The sequence below is a fragment of the Streptococcus sp. K0074 genome, assembly GCF_048843365.1.
Lineage (GTDB): Bacteria > Bacillota > Bacilli > Lactobacillales > Streptococcaceae > Streptococcus > Streptococcus mitis_BM.
The window spans coordinates 1,722,683-1,740,222 of sequence record NZ_CP184836.1 but is presented as its reverse complement, the minus strand read 5'-3'; the positions used below and the strand labels follow the sequence as shown (position 1 = coordinate 1,740,222).

The window sequence follows — 17,540 nt, the reverse complement described above, 5'->3', positions numbered from 1 at the left end:
TGATAGCGATTAAATTCGAGGTGAAAAATGGCACATTTATTAGAAAAAACAAGAAAAATTACTTCTATCCTGAAGCGCTCAGAGGAGCAGTTGCAGGAAGAACTTCCCTACAATGCGATTACCCGTCAATTGGCAGATATTATTGACTGTAACGCCTGTATCGTCAATAGCAAGGGACGTCTCCTTGGTTATTTCATGCGTTACAAAACCAATACAGATCGTGTAGAGCAGTTCTTCCAAACTAAGATTTTCCCAGATGACTATATTCAAGGTGCGAATATGATCTACGATACAGAAGCCAATCTGACAGTTGATCATGATTTGAGTATTTTCCCTGTGGAAAGTCGTGCCGACTTTCCAGATGGTTTGACGACTATTGCACCGATTCATGTATCAGGGATTCGTCTTGGTTCTTTGATTATTTGGCGCAATGATAAAAAATTCGAAGACGAGGACTTGATTCTTGTTGAGATTGCGAGTACCGTTGTTGGGATTCAACTTCTCAACTTCCAGCGTGAGGAAGATGAGAAAAATATCCGTCGCCGTACTGCTGTTACCATGGCGGTTAATACCCTTTCTTACTCCGAACTCCGTGCTGTTTCAGCAATTTTAGGGGAATTAAATGGAAATGAAGGGCAGTTGACTGCGTCTGTGATTGCAGACCGTATCGGAATCACCCGTTCTGTGATTGTCAATGCCCTTCGTAAACTTGAGTCTGCGGGAATTATTGAAAGTCGCTCACTTGGAATGAAGGGAACCTATCTTAAGGTCTTGATTTCAGATATTTTTGAAGAAGTGAAGAAAAGAGATTACTAATGACTAAGGCTTTAATTTCGATTGATTATACAGAAGATTTTGTTGCCGACAGTGGAAAATTGACAGCAGGTGCTCCAGCTCAGGCAATTTCGGATGCCATCAGCAAGGTAACTCGATTAGCTTTTGAACGAGGAGATTACATCTTCTTTACAATAGATGCTCACGAAGAAAACGATTGTTTCCATCCAGAAAGCAAGCTATTTCCTCCTCACAATTTGATTGGGACTAGTGGACGCAATTTATATGGAGATTTGGGGAACTTTTATCAAGAGCATGGTTCAGACAGTCGTGTCTTTTGGATGGATAAACGCCATTACTCAGCTTTTTCAGGGACTGACCTGGATATCCGCTTGAGAGAGCGTCGAATTTCTACAGTTATTTTAACAGGAGTCTTGACGGATATTTGTGTCCTGCATACAGCTATAGATGCCTATAATCTAGGATATGACATCGAGATTGTTAAACCAGCTGTTGCTTCCATCTGGCCTGAAAATCATCAATTTGCCCTAGGTCATTTCAAAAATACACTTGGAGCTAAGTTGGTAGATGAAAATCTAAATGAAATTTCAGAGTAATTTGGTTGATGAAATGAAAAAATTTGAAAAAAAGTGTTGACAAGCATCCCAAAAGTTGATATACTAGTAAAGTAATCGACGCGGGGATGGCGGAATTGGCAGACGCGCAGGACTAAGGATCCTGTGACCGCTTTAGGTCGTGAGGGTTCAAGTCCCTCTCTCCGCATAGGATAAGAGTTAGCTGAGGCTAGCTCTTTTTTTCATCTAGTTAAAGTAGAGCAAAAAAATTTTTGCTCTTTTTCATAAACATTTCATATTTGGGTTTTATAATAGTCTTACAAATATGGAGGTGACAAATGAATCCAATCCAAAGAGCTTGGGCTTATGTCAGCAGAAAACGACTGAGAAGCTTTATTTTATTTCTGATTTTATTGGTTCTATTGGCTGGAATTTCAGCCTGTTTGACTCTGATGAAGTCCAACAAAACAGTTGAAACCAATCTTTACAAATCACTCAATACCTCTTTTTCTATTAAGAAGATAGAAAATGGTCAGACATTCAAGTTGTCAGACCTAGCATCTGTAAGCAAGATTAAGGGACTGGAAAATGTTTCTCCTGAACTCGAGACGGTCGCAAAACTAAAAGACAAGGAAGCAGTGAGTGGCGAGCAGAGCGTGGAACGTGATGATTTGTCCGCTGCGGATAAGAATTTGGTTAGCTTAACAGCTCTTGAAGATTCATCTAAGGATGTCACCTTTACCAGCTCGGCTTTCAACTTAAAAGAAGGGCGACATCTTCAAAAAGGGGATTCAAAGAAAATCATCATCCACGAAGAGTTGGCTAAGAAGAATAGTCTTTCCCTTCATGACAAGATTGCCTTAGATGCTGGTCAGTCAGAAGCTGGCAAAGGGCAAACAGTGGAGTTTGAGATTGTCGGCATCTTTTCTGGTAAAAAACAAGAGAAATTTACAGGCTTGTCTTCCGACTTCAGTGAAAACCAGGTCTTTACAGACTATGAAAGTAGCCAAACCCTTTTGGGCAATACTGAACCTCAAGTTAGTGCAGCGCGCTTCTATGTAGAAAATCCTAAGGAAATGGACGAACTCATGAAGCAGGTAGAAAACTTGTCTTTGGAGAATCAAGGCTATCAAGTCGAAAAGGAAAACAAGGCTTTTGAACAAATCAAAGACTCAGTTGCTACCTTCCAAACCTTTCTGACCATCTTCCTTTATGGGATGTTGATAGCTGGAGCAGGGGCTTTGATTTTGGTCTTGTCTCTCTGGTTGAGGGAAAGGGTCTACGAAGTGGGAATTTTACTGGCACTTGGAAAAGGCAAGAGCTCAATCTTCCTACAATTCTGTTTAGAGGTAGTTTTGGTATCTCTCGGAGCTTTGCTTCCAGCATTTGTTGCAGGAAATGCAATCACATCTTACCTACTCCAAACACTACTAGCAAGTGGAGATCAGGTAAGCTTACAAGATACACTAGCCAAAGCAAGCAGTTTATCAACCAGCATCCTATCTTTTGCAGAATCCTATGTTTTTCTAGTTCTGCTTAGTTGCTTATCTGTAGCCCTTTGTTTCCTATTCTTATTTAGAAAATCACCGAAAGAAATTTTATCATCTATTAGTTAAGAAGGAGAAATCATGACTTTATTACAATTACAAGACCTTACCTACCGTTATAAGAACACTGCTGAAGCAGTCCTATATCAGATCAATTATAATTTTGAACCCGGAAAATTTTACAGTATTATTGGTGAGTCAGGAGCAGGAAAATCCACACTCTTGTCCCTACTTGCTGGTCTAGATAGTCCTGTTGAAGGTTCTATCCTTTTTCAAGGAGAGGATATTCGTAAGAAGGGCTATTCTTACCATCGCATGCACCATATTTCCCTGGTCTTTCAAAATTATAACTTGATAGATTATCTTTCTCCACTGGAAAATATCCGCTTGGTCAACAAAAAGGCAAGTAAGGATACACTTCTTGAGCTTGGTTTAGATGAAAGTCAGATCAAGCGGAATGTTCTCCAGTTATCAGGTGGTCAACAACAACGTGTTGCCATTGCTCGTAGTTTGGTATCAGAAGCTCCAGTTATTCTTGCAGATGAGCCAACGGGAAATCTGGACCCTAAAACTGCTGGAGATATTGTCGAACTGCTTAAATCACTTGCCCAGAAAACAGGTAAATGTGTCATTGTCGTAACCCACAGCAAAGAAGTGGCACAAGCGTCAGATATTACACTTGAATTGAAGGACAAGAAACTGACTGAAACTCGCAATACGACGAAATAATATGAGCTTTTTTTGTTCGAACTATAAAATAGAATAAAATCTAGAAAGGGAACCTATGTTACACAACGCATTTGCCTATGTTACAAGGAAGTTTTTCAAATCGATTGTCATCTTCCTGATTATTCTCCTCATGGCGAGCTTGAGTTTGGTCGGATTGTCGATCAAGGGAGCTACTGCCAAGGCTTCTCAGGAGACCTTTAAAAATATCACCAACAGCTTCTCCATGCAAATCAATCGTCGCGTCAATCAAGGAACGCCACGTGGTGCTGGGAATATTAAGGGTGAAGACATCAAAAAAATCACCGAAAACAAGGCCATCGAGTCTTATGTGAAACGCATCAACGCTATCGGAGATTTGACTGGCTATGAACTCATCGAAACGCCAGAAACCAAGAGAAATCTGACTCCTGACCGTGCTAAACATTTTGGAAGTAGCTTAATGATTACTGGTGTCAATGACTCTTCCAAAGAAGACAAGTTTGTCTCTGGTTCTTATAAACTGGTTGAAGGAGAGCACTTAACAAACGACGACAAGGACAAGATCCTCTTGCACAAGGACTTAGCAGCCAAACACGGCTGGAAAGTTGGGGATAAGGTCAAACTAGACTCCAATATCTACGATGCAGACAATGAAAAAGGAGCCAAGGAAACAGTCGAAGTGACAATCAAGGGACTCTTTGATGGTCACAATAAGTCGGCAGTAACCTACTCCCAAGAGCTTTACGAAAACACAGCTATCACAGACATTCACACTGCTGCAAAACTTTATGGCTACACAGAAGACACAGCTATTTATGGGGACGCAACCTTCTTTGTAACAGCGGACAAGAACTTGGATGATGTTATGAAAGAGTTGAATGGCATCAGTGGTATCAACTGGAAGAGCTATACTTTAGTTAAGAGCTCCTCTAACTACCCAGCTCTTGAGCAATCCATCTCTGGTATGTACAAGATGGCCAACCTCCTCTTCTGGGGTAGCTTGAGTTTCTCAGTTCTTCTCCTTGCCCTCTTGCTCAGCCTTTGGATCAATGCCCGTCGCAAGGAAGTGGGTATTCTCCTCTCTATAGGTCTCAAGCAGGCAAGTATCTTGGGGCAATTCATCACTGAATCCATCTTGATTGCCATTCCTGCTCTTGTTTCTGCTTACTTCTTAGCTACTTACACAGCGCGTGCAATCGGAAATACTGTCCTTGCCAATGTGACTTCAGGTGTTGCCAAACAGGCTAGTAAGGTGGCTCAAGCCTCTAACCTTGGTGGTGGTGCAGAAGTAGATGGCTTTAGTAAGACCTTATCGAGCCTAGACATTTCCATTCAGACATCAGACTTTATCATCGTCTTTGTCCTTGCCTTGGTTCTCGTGGTTCTTGTTATGGCGCTTGCTTCAAGCAATCTCCTAAGAAAACAACCAAAAGAACTCTTACTTGATGGTGAATAAGTCTGAAAAAATTAGTCTAAAATAGAGACTGCATCTTGTTTTTCTATTCAAGAACGGTGTATAGAGAATGGATATTTAACAATACAAAATAGAGCCGAAAGCAGTGGTGAAAATCATTGCTTTCAATCGCTTTCTTTGTACTTTTACTGGTGGATGTGATATACTAAAATCGTGGAATTCAGTGGAAAGATAATTTACAATTTCTATATTCAAATATGCATAAAAAATTATACATGATTTGTTTTTTAAATAAATAGAAAACTTGTAGATACCTATCCATACTGCAAAGGTAAACGAGTTTGCCTTTTAAAAATATAAAATAGTGAGGAAAACAATGAGACAAACAAATGTTAGAGGGACATTATCCCTACGTGGCTTTAGAAAATTAAGAACTGGTGCAATTGTTGCGACAGGTGTGATGTTATTGGGTCTGGGCTTTTTAGCTCCAACTGTTTCAGCTAATGAACAAGATGGTGTTTGGGTAGCCAGAACAGTTGCAGAAGTAAAAGCTGATATTCAAAATATAGACAATTTATCACACTACACAATTAAGTGGGGAGATACACTGAGTGCTATTAGTGGAGCAACAGGGCTATCTGTTGATAGTTTGGTTGAGATAAATCGTATTGCAAATAGAGATTTGATTTTTGCTAATAATAAATTGTATTTTAGCGAAGAGGCTTTTCTAAAAGATGGAAATACAGAAATCAAAAGACAGCGAGTGTCGATTGATAATTCTGGTAGCTGTCAAAGTTATGAAGTTGAAACAAAGACAGATACTGTAACTGGAGAGCAAACTACTACAGTTAAACAAACGACACCAGCAGTATCGGCAGCGAAAGCTGAAGAGTCAGTATCGCCAGCACTGAAAGCAGAAACACCAGTCACAGTTGCGCCAAAATCAGACGAGTCAGCGACACCAGCGTTGAAAACTGAAGAACCATCAGCGCCAGCACCGAAAGTGGAAGAACCTGCAACCCCCTCGCCAAAAGCAGAGGAACCAACGACACCCGCACCGAAAGCAGAAGAACCAGCGACACCTGCACCAAAGGTGGAAGAACCAGTGACACCTGCGCCAAAAGTAGATGAGCCAGCGACACCCGCACCGAAAACAGACGAGCCAGCGACTCCGGCACCAAAATCAGACGAGCCAGTGGCTACAACGCCAAAAGCAGAAGAACCAGCGGTTCCAGCGCCAAAAGCGGAAGAACCAGCGTCGACAACACCGAAGGCAGAAGAACCAGTTTCACCAGCGCCAAAAGCAGAGGAGCCAGCGACTCCGGCACTAAAATCAGACGAGTCAGTGGCACCAGCGCCAAAAGCAGAGGAACCAGTTTCACCAGCGCCGAAAGCGGATGAGCCAGTATCTCCAGCACCGAAAGTGGAAGAACCAGCGACACCAGCGCCAAAAGTAGAGGAGCCAGTGACTCCATCACCAAAAGCAGAAGCACCAGCAGAAGGAACAACGCCAAAAGTGGAAGAGCCAGCAGCGACTGAGCCCAAAGTGGAGGAACCAGCGACTCCAGCACCAAAAGTAGAGGAACCAGCGACTCCAGCGCCAAAATCAGACGAGCCAGTGGCACCAGCGCCAAAAGTGGAAGAACCATCGACACCAGCGCCGAAAGTAGAGGAACCATCGACACCAGCACCGGTAACCCCAAGCGAAGAAGCACCGGTCACATCAGGCGATACCAATTCCACTGCACAGCCAGCTGGAGAAACAGGTAACTCTGAAACAACTGCAGAACCTTCCAATACTCCATCTACAGATGCTACAAATGATTCAGGTAATGCAGCAACATCAAGTCCGGTAACAGATGATACTACTTCAAACACAGGGACTACAGAACAACCTGTAGCTTCAAATCCAAGTTCTGAAGTTCCAGCGCCAAAGGTGGATGAGCCAGTGGCACCAGCGCCAAAAGCAGAAGAACCAGCAGCGTCCGCACCAAAAGTGGAAGAACCAGTGACACCGGCACCAAAAGACGGTGAATCAGGTTCTTCAGTTACATCTCCATCAACAGGTAATCATTCAGACGAGTCAGGAGCGCCATCTGAAACTCCTACAGGTGACTCAACAGCTACCCAACCAAGTGATTCAACATCGTCACCGGTAACCCCAAGTGAAGAAGCACCGGTCACATCAGGCGATACCAATTCCACTACACAGCCAGCTGGAGAATCAGGTAGCTCTGAAACAACGTCAGAACCTTCCAATACTCCATCTGAGGAAGCTACAAATGATTCAGGGAATGCAGCAACATCAACTCCAGAGCCAAAATCAGAAGAAGAACTTAAGAAGGAAGAAGCCTTGAAGTCAGCTAAAAAGGAGAGTATAGATGACAATATTGGTGAAGTTGTTAAAATAAAAGCAGATGCGATTGAAAAAGTTCCTGATGCAGATGAAAAGGCAAGATTAAAAGAAGCATTAAAGGCGTTACAAGATAAAGCGATAGAAGAAATTAACAAAGCAAAAGACGATGAAGAAGTAGCTACTGTTACAGAAAAATATCAAAATGAAATCAATGCATTGGATGTTCCAGGTGAAGAAGTTTCAAGTCCGAATTATGGTAGAGAAGGCTTGACCAATAATGGTCCTGGTGGAACTACTATTGACAATGGAAGCACAGCGATTGGTCATGGTGCAAGTGGGACTTCCAGATCAGCAACAGCATCTCCAACCCAACCTTCTTCAACTTCAGAAGGGGCTTCAAGTTTTAGAAATGCCCCATCGGTTCAAGCAAGAGCAAGAAGAGTGGCACGTTCAACATCAGAACCAGATGGAACTGTAAATATTAGCTATAACTTCGCTGGAATGCCAGATATTCATGGTTTCCTATCTGACCCGGGAGAAGATAACACTGTCACAATTCCTGCAGGAACGAGTGAAGCACAGGCAAAAGAGCTAGTAAAAGAAAAAATTCAAGCCAAGATAAAAGACCTAGCTGCTAGAGGGTATCATGTGAAAAATGACATTATTTTTGAACAAGATACTACTGTGAAAAATTATAACTACGTTGTCACATTCACTAAGGAGGCTACAGGAACTTCAGGTTTCAGAATGGCTCCAGCAGTTCAACCACGCGCTAGCAGAAATCGTAGAAGTCTAGAACAGCCAACTCCTCAAAAGGTCAAAGTCAATGTTTTTTATAACTTTGATCAAATGAAAGATATTGCAGGTTTTCTAGGAGATATCAATGGAACTTCTCTTGAAATTGCGGAAGGTTTATCAAATGAACAGGTTAAAGCAGCTGTCAAGAGCCAAGTTGATGCTAAGAAAGAAGAGTTGAGCAAACGCGGCTATACTTTCAAAGAGGACTATGTCTATCAAGCTAATGGGAAAGATTATAACTACGTTGTAACATTTTCAAAAGCAACCAAATAACGTTCATTCCACAGAGAGTGAAATGTGAGCAGAGAGAGCGATAGGCTCTCTTTGTTTTATCTAGTGGTCAGTTACTTACAGACAAAAGGCCAGTAAGAGGCTATAATAGAAAATAGAGTAGGTGTTTATTCTAATACTCTTCGAAAATCTCTTCAAACCACGTCAGCGTCGCCTTACCGTAGGTATGGTTACTGACTTCGTCAGTTCTATCCACAACCTCAAAACAGTGTTTTGAGCTGACTTTGTCAGTTCTATCTACAACCTCAAAACAGTGTTTTGAGCTGACTTTGTCAGTTCTATCTACAACCTCAAAGCAGTGCTTTGAGCAACCTGCGGCTAGCTTCCTAGTTTGCTTTTTGATTTTCATTGAGTATAAGAAAAATAAAAAATAGAGAGCAGTTAAAGTATGAAAATTTTAATTGTAGAAGATGAAGAGATGATCCGTGAGGGGGTCAGTGACTATTTGACGGATTGTGGTTATGAAACCATTGAGGCGGCGGATGGTCAAGAAGCCTTAGAGCAATTTTCCAGCTATGAAGTAGCCTTGGTTTTACTGGATATCCAGATGCCAAAGCTCAATGGCTTAGAAGTCCTAGCTGAGATTCGTAAAACCAGTCAGGTTCCTGTCTTGATGCTGACCGCCTTTCAGGATGAAGAATACAAGATGAGTGCCTTTGCTTCGCTAGCAGATGGCTATCTGGAAAAGCCCTTCTCCCTCTCCCTCTTAAAAGTGAGGGTGGACGCGATTTTCAAGCGCTATTATGATATGGGACGAGTCTTCTCCTATAAGGATGCCAAGGTGGATTTTGAGAGCTACAGTGCCAGCCTTGCAGGTCAAGAAGTAGCCATTAATGCCAAAGAGTTGGAAATTCTGGACTATCTGGTAAAAAATGAAGGAAGAGCCTTGACTCGATCTCAGATAATCGATGCCGTCTGGAAAGCGACAGATGAGGTTCCCTTTGACCGTGTCATTGATGTTTATATCAAGGAACTGCGGAAAAAGCTAGACTTGGATTGTATCCTCACTGTGCGCAATGTTGGTTATAAATTGGAGCGAAAATGAAACGAACAGGTTTATTTACAAAGATATTTATCTACACCTTCTCGATTTTTAGTGTTCTGGTTATCTGCCTTCATTTAGCTATTTATTTTCTCTTTCCTTCGACTTATCTGAGCCACCGTCAGGAAACCATTGGCCAGAAAGCGACAGCCATTGCCCAGTCCCTAGAAGGTAAGGATAGGCAGAGCATCGAGCAAGTGTTAGATTTGTATTCCCAGACTAGTGAGATCAAGGGGGCCGTCAAGGGCGAGATGACCGAGGATAAGTTAGAAGTCAAGGACAGCCTTCCTCTGGATACTGATCGCCAGACAACCTCTCTCTTTATCGAAGAGCGTGAGGTGACAACGCAGGACGGTGGTACTATGACTCTCCAGTTTCTAGCTTCCATGGATTTGCAAAAGGAAGCAGAGCAGATCAGTCTCCAGTTTCTTCCCTATACCTTGTTGGCCTCCTTTCTGATTTCCCTCTTGGTAGCCTACATCTACGCTCGAACCATTGTTGCCCCGATTTTGGAAATCAAGTGGGTGACCCGACGGATGATGGATTTGGATGCCCAAGTGCGATTGCGCGTGGATTCGAAGGATGAGATTGGTGATCTCAAGGAACAAATCAATAGCCTCTACCAGCACCTTTTGACTGTTATTGCGGACTTGCATGACAAGAATGAAGCTATTCTCCAACTGGAGAAGATGAAGGTCGAATTTCTACGAGGGGCTTCTCATGAATTGAAAACACCGCTGGCTAGTCTCAAAATCTTGATTGAAAATATGAAAGAAAATATCGGTCGTTATAAGGACAGAGATCACTATTTGGGAGTTGCCTTAGGAATTGTGGATGAGCTCAATCATCACGTTCTCCAGATACTTTCTCTCTCGTCTGTGCAGGAATTGCGAGATGATAGGGAACAAATTGACTTATACCAGATGACGCAAAGTCTAGTCAAGGATTATGCCTTGCTATCCAAGGAAAGAGAGCTTCAGATTGATAATAGCTTGTCCCATCAGCAGGCTTATCTAAACCCATCAGTTATGAAGTTGATTCTGTCTAACCTTATCAGCAATGCTATCAAGCACTCTGTTCCAGGTGGCTTGGTTCGAATTGGAGAAAGAGAAGGGGAACTTTTTATAGAAAATAGCTGTAGTCCAGAAGAACAAGAAAAACTAGCCCAATCTTTTTCTGACAATGCTAGTCGCAAGGCCAAGGGGTCTGGGATGGGACTCTTTGTGGTTAAGAGTCTATTAGAACACGAAAAATTATCCTATCGTTTTGAGATGGAGGAGAATCGTTTAACCTTCTTTATAGCTTTTCCAAAAGTTGTCCAAGACTAGGGAGAGAAAGGGTTTACATAGATGAAGCTAGAAGAAATTCAATCGAAACTGCGGGAAAAACTAGATTTTTTTGTCAAAAAGTGATAAAATGAACAATGTAAATGGGATGACCCATAAAAATATACAGGAGGCCTGATAAAATGGCAATCGTTTCAGCAGAAAAATTTGTCCAAGCAGCTCGTGACAACGGTTATGCAGTTGGTGGATTTAACACAAACAACCTTGAGTGGACTCAAGCTATCTTGCGCGCAGCAGAAGCTAAAAAAGCTCCAGTTTTGATCCAAACTTCAATGGGTGCTGCTAAATACATGGGTGGTTACAAAGTTGCTCGCAACTTGATCGCTAACCTTGTTGAATCAATGGGTATCACTGTACCAGTAGCTATCCACCTTGACCACGGTCACTACGAAGATGCACTTGAGTGTATCCGAGTTGGTTATACTTCAGTTATGTTTGATGGTTCACACCTTCCAGTTGAAGAAAACCTTGAAAAAGCTCGTAAAGTTGTAGAATTTGCTCATGCGAATGGTGTATCAGTAGAAGCTGAAGTTGGTACTATCGGTGGTGAAGAAGACGGAATCATCGGTGATGGTGAATTGGCTCCAATCGAAGACGCTAAAGCAATGGTTGAAACTGGTATCGACTTCTTGGCAGCTGGTATCGGTAACATCCACGGTCCTTACCCAGCAAACTGGAAAGGTCTTCACCTTGATCACTTGCAAAAATTGACTGAAGCTGTTCCAGGATTCCCAATCGTATTGCACGGTGGATCAGGTATTCCTGATGAGCAAATCCAAGCAGCTATCAAACTTGGTGTTGCCAAAGTTAACGTTAACACAGAATGCCAAATCGCATTCGCTAACGCAACTCGTAAATTTGCTCGTGACTACGAAGCAAACGAAGCAGAATACGATAAGAAAAAACTCTTCGACCCACGTAAATTCTTGGCTGACGGTGTAAAAGCTATCCAAGCATCAGTTGAAGAACGTATCGACGTATTCGGTTCAGAAGGTAAAGCTTAATCTAGCTGAATAATATAGAATAGAAACCTGCCCATTGGGTGGGTTTTTTGGTGTTTTAAGGGAACTATTATTTCTGTTTTAAACTAGAGGAAATTATTTTTTATAGAATATGATACTTGTAAAAAATCAATTTGAGGAGACAAGATGTTAAATCTTCCTATTCGTTCCATTGTATTCATTTTATGCGATTGAGATATTTGAATTATGTTAGTCACCATTTTATATAGGTGTTGATATAATTTAGACGATTCTATGAAATTAATTAGGATTAAGTTGGAGAGTTGCTCAATAAGTTCATGTAATTATGGAAATAGTTTTTAATATTTACTTATTAGGAAATGACCTTGAACTGCTTCTCCGTTTACGAACTCTATATGTAGATTTTTTATGAAGTTGGTAAGCTATTGACAGCAATTCTTTTTCATTATAAACTAATAATAATCAAAAAAATCGTTAACATTGGAAATGGAGTTTATTATGTCTGATTGTATTGTTGTAAATGATGAATTATATGTTATTTATCCTAATTATAGAACGTATACTCTTGATGCGGAGTATTGTTCAAGATATACATATTATCTTAAAAAAGGGAATTACTTTTTCTTGAATAATAATGGAAAATTAGTTGATTCGAATGAGGATGTAGAGGATAGAATTGCATATAAGATTGGAAAACTAGAGGGGAATTATTATTGTTTTGACAATGAGATTTTTGATTTACAACATAAATTTAGAATAGACGTTAGCCTAATTGATAATTTAAAGCATAAACATTTTTTAAAATATCCTTCACAGTTATCTATTCTAAAGAAAATTGATAGTTTGATAAATGAGGATTTTTATATTTTACCTGATGATACGATAAATGAAGAAGTTAGTTCAATCAGTTGGACAGAATATAACAATCTTGTTGCTTCATTTCCAACAACAACAACAGTAAAACATTATATTGATAAATTGGTAGCTGAAAAAATTGAAGGCTTCTTTGAGTTAAAAAAGAGCTATGATGATGAGTTTGAAAAACATCTCCAAAAAACAACTAGAATTCCCTCTTCTAACACACTATTCTCACCCAAAATAGATTATGAAGTCACTCAAGCAGAAATAAACAAATTTACTCATGCACTTTCTTTGCTAAAGGACATACTTGAAGAGGAAATTATAAGTGAAAAAGAGTGGCAGAATAAAATTTTAGATATTCTGTTACTGATATATCCCCAGTATCAAATTATAATCGATGAGGTAGGATTAAGTAATCGTAGAAGGGTTGATTTTGTTTTAGTTGACCTATTTAATAATATTGATATTGTAGAGATAAAGACTCCAGAAAAGAGATTATTAAAAAAATCAAAATATAGAGACCACTATGTTCCATCGCATGAATTTACTGGTACAGCTATGCAGATTGAGTATTATTTACGAGAGTTACATGAAAATTCAAGTGCTAACGTGCAAAAAATCAAACATAAGTTACTAGAGAAGGGTTTTAATAGTGAGGTTAAGATAAATAATGTTAAAGGGATTATTATTATGGGCCGAACAAATGGATTCAATGTAGAACAACAAGAAACATATCGGATTATGAAAAATCAGTATTCCAATATTATTAATATTATTAGTTATGATGAACTACTTGATATGTTAGAAAGAATTTTGGAACGCTTCAAAAAAAATGGTATTTCAAACAAATAGAATTAAGCATAATGTGACAAACCAAAAATAAATTTTACTCTCATTTTATACTCTTTTCAAAGAACAAAGAGTAATACTTAAGAAGCTTTCCTATATGATACGTTTGAATAAAAATCTATTTAAAGTGTTTTCGGTGTGCTAGGAAATACAGAGAGTTAATCAGCTATGTTCAGAAGGTAAAGCATAATCTAGCTGAATAATACAGATGAAACCTGCCCATTGGGTGGGTTTTTTTGGTGTTTTAAGGAGACTATTAAGCCAGAATTTTGGACTAATACTCTTCGAAAATCTCTTCAAACCACGTCAGCTTCGCCTTGCCGTATGTATGGTTACTGACTTCGTCAGTTCTATCCACAACCTCAAAACAGTGTTTTGAGCTGACTTCGTCAGTTCCATCTACAACCTCAAAACAGTGTTTTGAGCAACCTACGGCTAGCTTCCTAGTTTGCTCTTTGATTTTTATTGAGTATAAAAATACCACTTTAAGAGAAAAATTTTCAATTTCACAAATTTTAAGCAAGCGCTTGCATTCTAGTTTTTATTGGATTATAATAGGTTGGTATAAAGCATTTTGTAATAATAAAATGTAGAAGGTGTAGAAAGTAAGGATTTAGAATACTTGTGTTTGAAAATACGATTTTCTATTCCTTACCATAGGGAGAGATTTATGGCAATGATAGAAGTGGAACATCTTCAGAAAAATTTTGTGAAGACTGTTAAGGAACCGGGCTTGAAGGGGGCTTTGCGCTCCTTTATTCATCCTGAAAAGCAGACCTTTGAAGCGGTCAAGGATTTGACCTTTGAGGTCCCAAAGGGGCAGATTTTAGGCTTCATCGGGGCTAATGGTGCTGGGAAGTCGACAACCATTAAAATGCTGACTGGGATTTTGAAACCGACATCTGGTTTTTGTCGGATTAACGGCAAGATTCCTCAGGATAATCGTCAAGATTATGTCAAAGATATTGGCGTAGTCTTTGGACAACGCACCCAGCTATGGTGGGATTTGGCCCTGCAAGAGACCTACACAGTCTTGAAGGAGATTTACGATGTTCCAGACTCGCTCTTTCATAAGCGCATGGATTTTTTGAATGAAGTCTTGGATTTGAAGGACTTTATCAAGGATCCCGTACGGACTCTTTCACTAGGACAGCGCATGCGGGCGGATATTGCAGCTTCCTTGCTCCACAATCCCAAGGTTCTCTTTTTAGATGAGCCGACCATTGGTTTGGACGTTTCGGTCAAGGATAACATTCGTCGGGCTATTACTCAGATCAATCAGGAGGAAGAAACAACCATTCTTTTGACTACTCACGACCTGAGCGACATTGAGCAACTCTGTGATCGAATTTTTATGATTGATAAGGGGCAAGAGATTTTTGATGGAACGGTGAGCCAACTCAAGGAGACCTTTGGTAAGATGAAGACTCTCTCCTTTGAACTGCTACCAGATCAAAGTCATCTCCTTTCTCACTATGAAGGATTTTCGGATATGACTATTGATAGACAAGGAAACAGTCTCAACATTGAATTCGATAGTTCTCGCTACCAGTCAGCTGACATTATCAAGCAAACCCTGTCTGATTTTGAAATCCGCGATTTGAAGATGGTGGATACGGATATTGAGGATATTATCCGTCGCTTCTATCGAAAGGAGCTCTAAGATGGTCAAATTGTGGAGACGTTATAAACCCTTTATCAATGCAGGTGTTCAGGAATTGATCACCTATCGAGTCAACTTTATTCTCTATCGGATTGGGGATGTGATGGGAGCTTTCGTGGCCTTTTATCTCTGGAAGGCTGTCTTTGATTCCTCACAGGAGTCTTTGATTCAGGGCTTTAGTATGGCAGATATCACCCTCTACATCATCATGAGTTTTGTGACCAATCTTCTGACTAGGTCAGATTCGTCCTTTATGATTGGGGAGGAGGTCAAGGATGGTTCCATCATCATGCGCTTGTTGCGACCAGTGCATTTTGCGGCTTCTTACCTCTTTACCGAGCTTGGCTCCAAGTGGTTGATTTTTATCAGCGTTGGCCTTCCATTTTTAAGTGTCATTGTCTTGATGAAAATCATATCGGGTCAAGATATTGTAGAGGTGCTAGGATTAACTGTCCTTTATCTTTTTAGCTTAACGCTGGCCTATCTGATTAACTTTTTCTTTAATATCTGCTTTGGATTTTCTGCCTTTGTGTTTAAAAATCTTTGGGGTTCCAACCTACTTAAGACTTCCATAGTGGCTTTTATGTCTGGAAGTTTGATTCCCTTGGCCTTCTTTCCAAAGGTTGTTTCAGATATTCTATCCTTCCTGCCTTTTTCATCCTTGATTTACACTCCGGTCATGATTATCGTTGGGAAATACGATGCCAGTCAGATGATTCAGGCGCTCGCTTTGCAGTTTTTCTGGCTCTTAGTGATGGTGGGCTTGTCTCAGTTGATTTGGAAACGAGTCCAGTCATTCATTACCATTCAGGGAGGTTAGTATGAAAAAATATCAGCGTATGCATCTGATTTTTATCAGACAATATATCAAGCAAATCATGGAATACAAGGTGGATTTTGTAGTTGGTGTTCTGGGAGTTTTTCTGACCCAAGGCTTGAACCTCTTGTTTCTCAATGTCATCTTTCAACACATCCCATCCCTAGAAGGTTGGACTTTTCAAGAAATTGCTTTTATCTATGGCTTTTCCTTGATTCCTAAGGGGTTGGACCATCTCTTTTTTGACAATCTCTGGGCACTGGGACAGCGTTTGGTGCGAAAAGGGGAGTTTGACAAGTATCTGACACGTCCTATCAATCCTCTCTTTCATATTTTAGTTGAGACCTTTCAGATTGATGCCTTGGGAGAACTCTTGGTCGGTGGGATCCTACTGGGAACAACAGTGACTAGTATTGCTTGGACTCTTCCAAAATTCCTGCTTTTCCTAGTCTGCATACCATTTGCGACCTTGATTTATACTTCCTTGAAAATTGCGACAGCCAGTATTGCTTTTTGGACCAAGCAGTCAGGCGCCATGATCTACATTTTCTATATGTTTAATGATTTTGCCAAGTATCCAATTTCCATTTACAATTCATTTCTTCGTTGGTTGATTAGCTTTATCGTGCCTTTTGCCTTTACGGCCTACTATCCTGCCAGCTATTTCTTGCAGGACAAGGATGTAATCTTTAACATCGGAGGTTTGATGTTGATTTCCCTTGTCTTTTTTGGTATTTCCCTTAAACTCTGGGACAGGGGCTTGGATTCTTATGAAAGTGCTGGGTCCTAAGATGAAGAAACTCAAAGCCTTGTCTCAGGACAGGCTTTTTCTAATAGAGAAGAAAATTCCTTGACATTTATTCTCAGAGTGCTATATTGTAAGTGTAATCGCCGATTTAGCTTATACTCTTCGAAAATCTCTTCAAACCACGTCAGCTTGGCCTTGCCGTATATATGTGACTGACTTCGTCAGTTCTATCCACAACCTCAAAGCAGTGCTTTGAGCTGACTTCGTCAGTTCTATCTACAACCTAAAAGCAGTGCTTTTAGCAACCTGCGGCTAGCTTTCTAGTTTGCTTTTTGATTTTCATTGAGTATCAGTTGGTAGAGCAAGGCACTCGTAAAGTTTAGCTCCTAGGTGAATAAATGCCCGAATATCTGAAAAATTTATATATAAATAACCGTTAAGCCTTATTCTTAGCGGTTATTTATATTGTTTAATAGCGCTGATATTTCATCAATGATGTTTGACTTTGTGATGTTGCTAGTGCTTTAAGTTGATTGCTACTATTTTTGATGGTGTGAATGTGCTTATAATGTATCCCAGTTAACTACGAATTTTTTTGACTTAACCTTATTTTTAACACGTATTAAAAAATAAATTAATGCATGTTAATTTTTCTTGACTTAAATTTTTTTAATTGATATACTATTTTCAGAGAGTTAACAATTATATATAAATGCACTACTCTATTTCCTAGATAATACTTAGTAAAACTTTTTATAACAAAGGCTA

Annotated in this window: 13 protein-coding genes and 1 tRNA gene; all 14 read left to right on the top strand. The window is 40.1% G+C overall.

Annotated elements, in window-relative coordinates:
* Nucleotides 1-27: 27 nt before the first annotated feature.
* The 14 genes from codY to ACN076_RS08450 all read left to right on the top strand — a co-directional run bounded on the left by codY (nucleotide 28) and on the right by ACN076_RS08450 (nucleotide 16,814).
* Nucleotides 28-816, top strand: a complete 789-nt coding sequence (gene codY, locus ACN076_RS08515) for a GTP-sensing pleiotropic transcriptional regulator CodY (protein ID WP_000940738.1) — start codon at nucleotides 28-30, stop codon at nucleotides 814-816.
* On the top strand, nucleotides 816-1,391 hold the full coding sequence (locus tag ACN076_RS08510; protein WP_265529525.1) for a cysteine hydrolase family protein: 576 nt from the start codon (nucleotides 816-818) through the stop codon (nucleotides 1,389-1,391). Before codY ends, ACN076_RS08510 begins: the two co-directional genes overlap by 1 nt.
* A gap of 80 nt (nucleotides 1,392-1,471) precedes the next feature.
* A tRNA-Leu gene (locus ACN076_RS08505) sits at nucleotides 1,472-1,557 on the top strand.
* 130 nt (nucleotides 1,558-1,687) lie between these two features.
* The gene (locus tag ACN076_RS08500) at nucleotides 1,688-2,965 is read left to right on the top strand and encodes an ABC transporter permease (RefSeq protein ID WP_265529523.1); all 1,278 of its coding nucleotides are present in this window, start codon (nucleotides 1,688-1,690) and stop codon (nucleotides 2,963-2,965) included.
* A gap of 12 nt (nucleotides 2,966-2,977) precedes the next feature.
* Complete coding sequence (gene vex2 / locus ACN076_RS08495) at nucleotides 2,978-3,625, top strand: ABC transporter ATP-binding subunit Vex2 (RefSeq protein ID WP_000173725.1); 648 nt, start codon at nucleotides 2,978-2,980, stop codon at nucleotides 3,623-3,625.
* Nucleotides 3,626-3,680: 55 nt separating this feature from the next.
* Entirely contained in the window at nucleotides 3,681-5,060 is a 1,380-nt protein-coding gene (gene vex3, locus ACN076_RS08490) for an ABC transporter permease subunit Vex3 (RefSeq protein WP_265529520.1), read from the top strand.
* 334 nt (nucleotides 5,061-5,394) lie between these two features.
* Nucleotides 5,395-8,445 (top strand): LysM peptidoglycan-binding domain-containing protein, encoded by a 3,051-nt coding sequence (locus ACN076_RS08485; protein ID WP_420789836.1) that lies wholly within the window; start codon nucleotides 5,395-5,397, stop codon nucleotides 8,443-8,445.
* Between the two features lie 406 nt (nucleotides 8,446-8,851).
* Nucleotides 8,852-9,508, top strand: coding sequence for a response regulator transcription factor VncR (gene vncR / locus ACN076_RS08480; protein WP_261219621.1), 657 nt, complete (start codon nucleotides 8,852-8,854; stop codon nucleotides 9,506-9,508).
* On the top strand, nucleotides 9,505-10,833 hold the full coding sequence (vncS, locus tag ACN076_RS08475; RefSeq protein ID WP_420789835.1) for a sensor histidine kinase VncS: 1,329 nt from the start codon (nucleotides 9,505-9,507) through the stop codon (nucleotides 10,831-10,833). The genes vncR and vncS overlap by 4 nt, the downstream gene beginning before the upstream one ends.
* Nucleotides 10,834-10,973: 140 nt before the next feature.
* Nucleotides 10,974-11,855: a class II fructose-bisphosphate aldolase gene (locus tag ACN076_RS08470; RefSeq protein WP_023946263.1), complete on the top strand. Its 882-nt coding sequence runs from the start codon at nucleotides 10,974-10,976 to the stop codon at nucleotides 11,853-11,855.
* A gap of 477 nt (nucleotides 11,856-12,332) precedes the next feature.
* Nucleotides 12,333-13,547 carry a Shedu immune nuclease family protein gene (locus tag ACN076_RS08465; RefSeq protein WP_033676713.1) on the top strand — a complete coding sequence of 405 codons (1,215 nt, stop codon included), beginning with the start codon at nucleotides 12,333-12,335 and terminating at the stop codon, nucleotides 13,545-13,547.
* A gap of 667 nt (nucleotides 13,548-14,214) precedes the next feature.
* On the top strand, nucleotides 14,215-15,207 hold the full coding sequence (locus ACN076_RS08460) for an ABC transporter ATP-binding protein (RefSeq protein ID WP_143952354.1): 993 nt from the start codon (nucleotides 14,215-14,217) through the stop codon (nucleotides 15,205-15,207).
* 1 nt (nucleotide 15,208) lies between these two features.
* On the top strand, nucleotides 15,209-16,027 hold the full coding sequence (locus ACN076_RS08455) for an ABC transporter permease (RefSeq protein ID WP_173305022.1): 819 nt from the start codon (nucleotides 15,209-15,211) through the stop codon (nucleotides 16,025-16,027).
* 1 nt (nucleotide 16,028) lies between these two features.
* Nucleotides 16,029-16,814: an ABC transporter permease gene (locus tag ACN076_RS08450; protein WP_084925846.1), complete on the top strand. Its 786-nt coding sequence runs from the start codon at nucleotides 16,029-16,031 to the stop codon at nucleotides 16,812-16,814.
* Nucleotides 16,815-17,540: the final 726 nt, after the last annotated feature.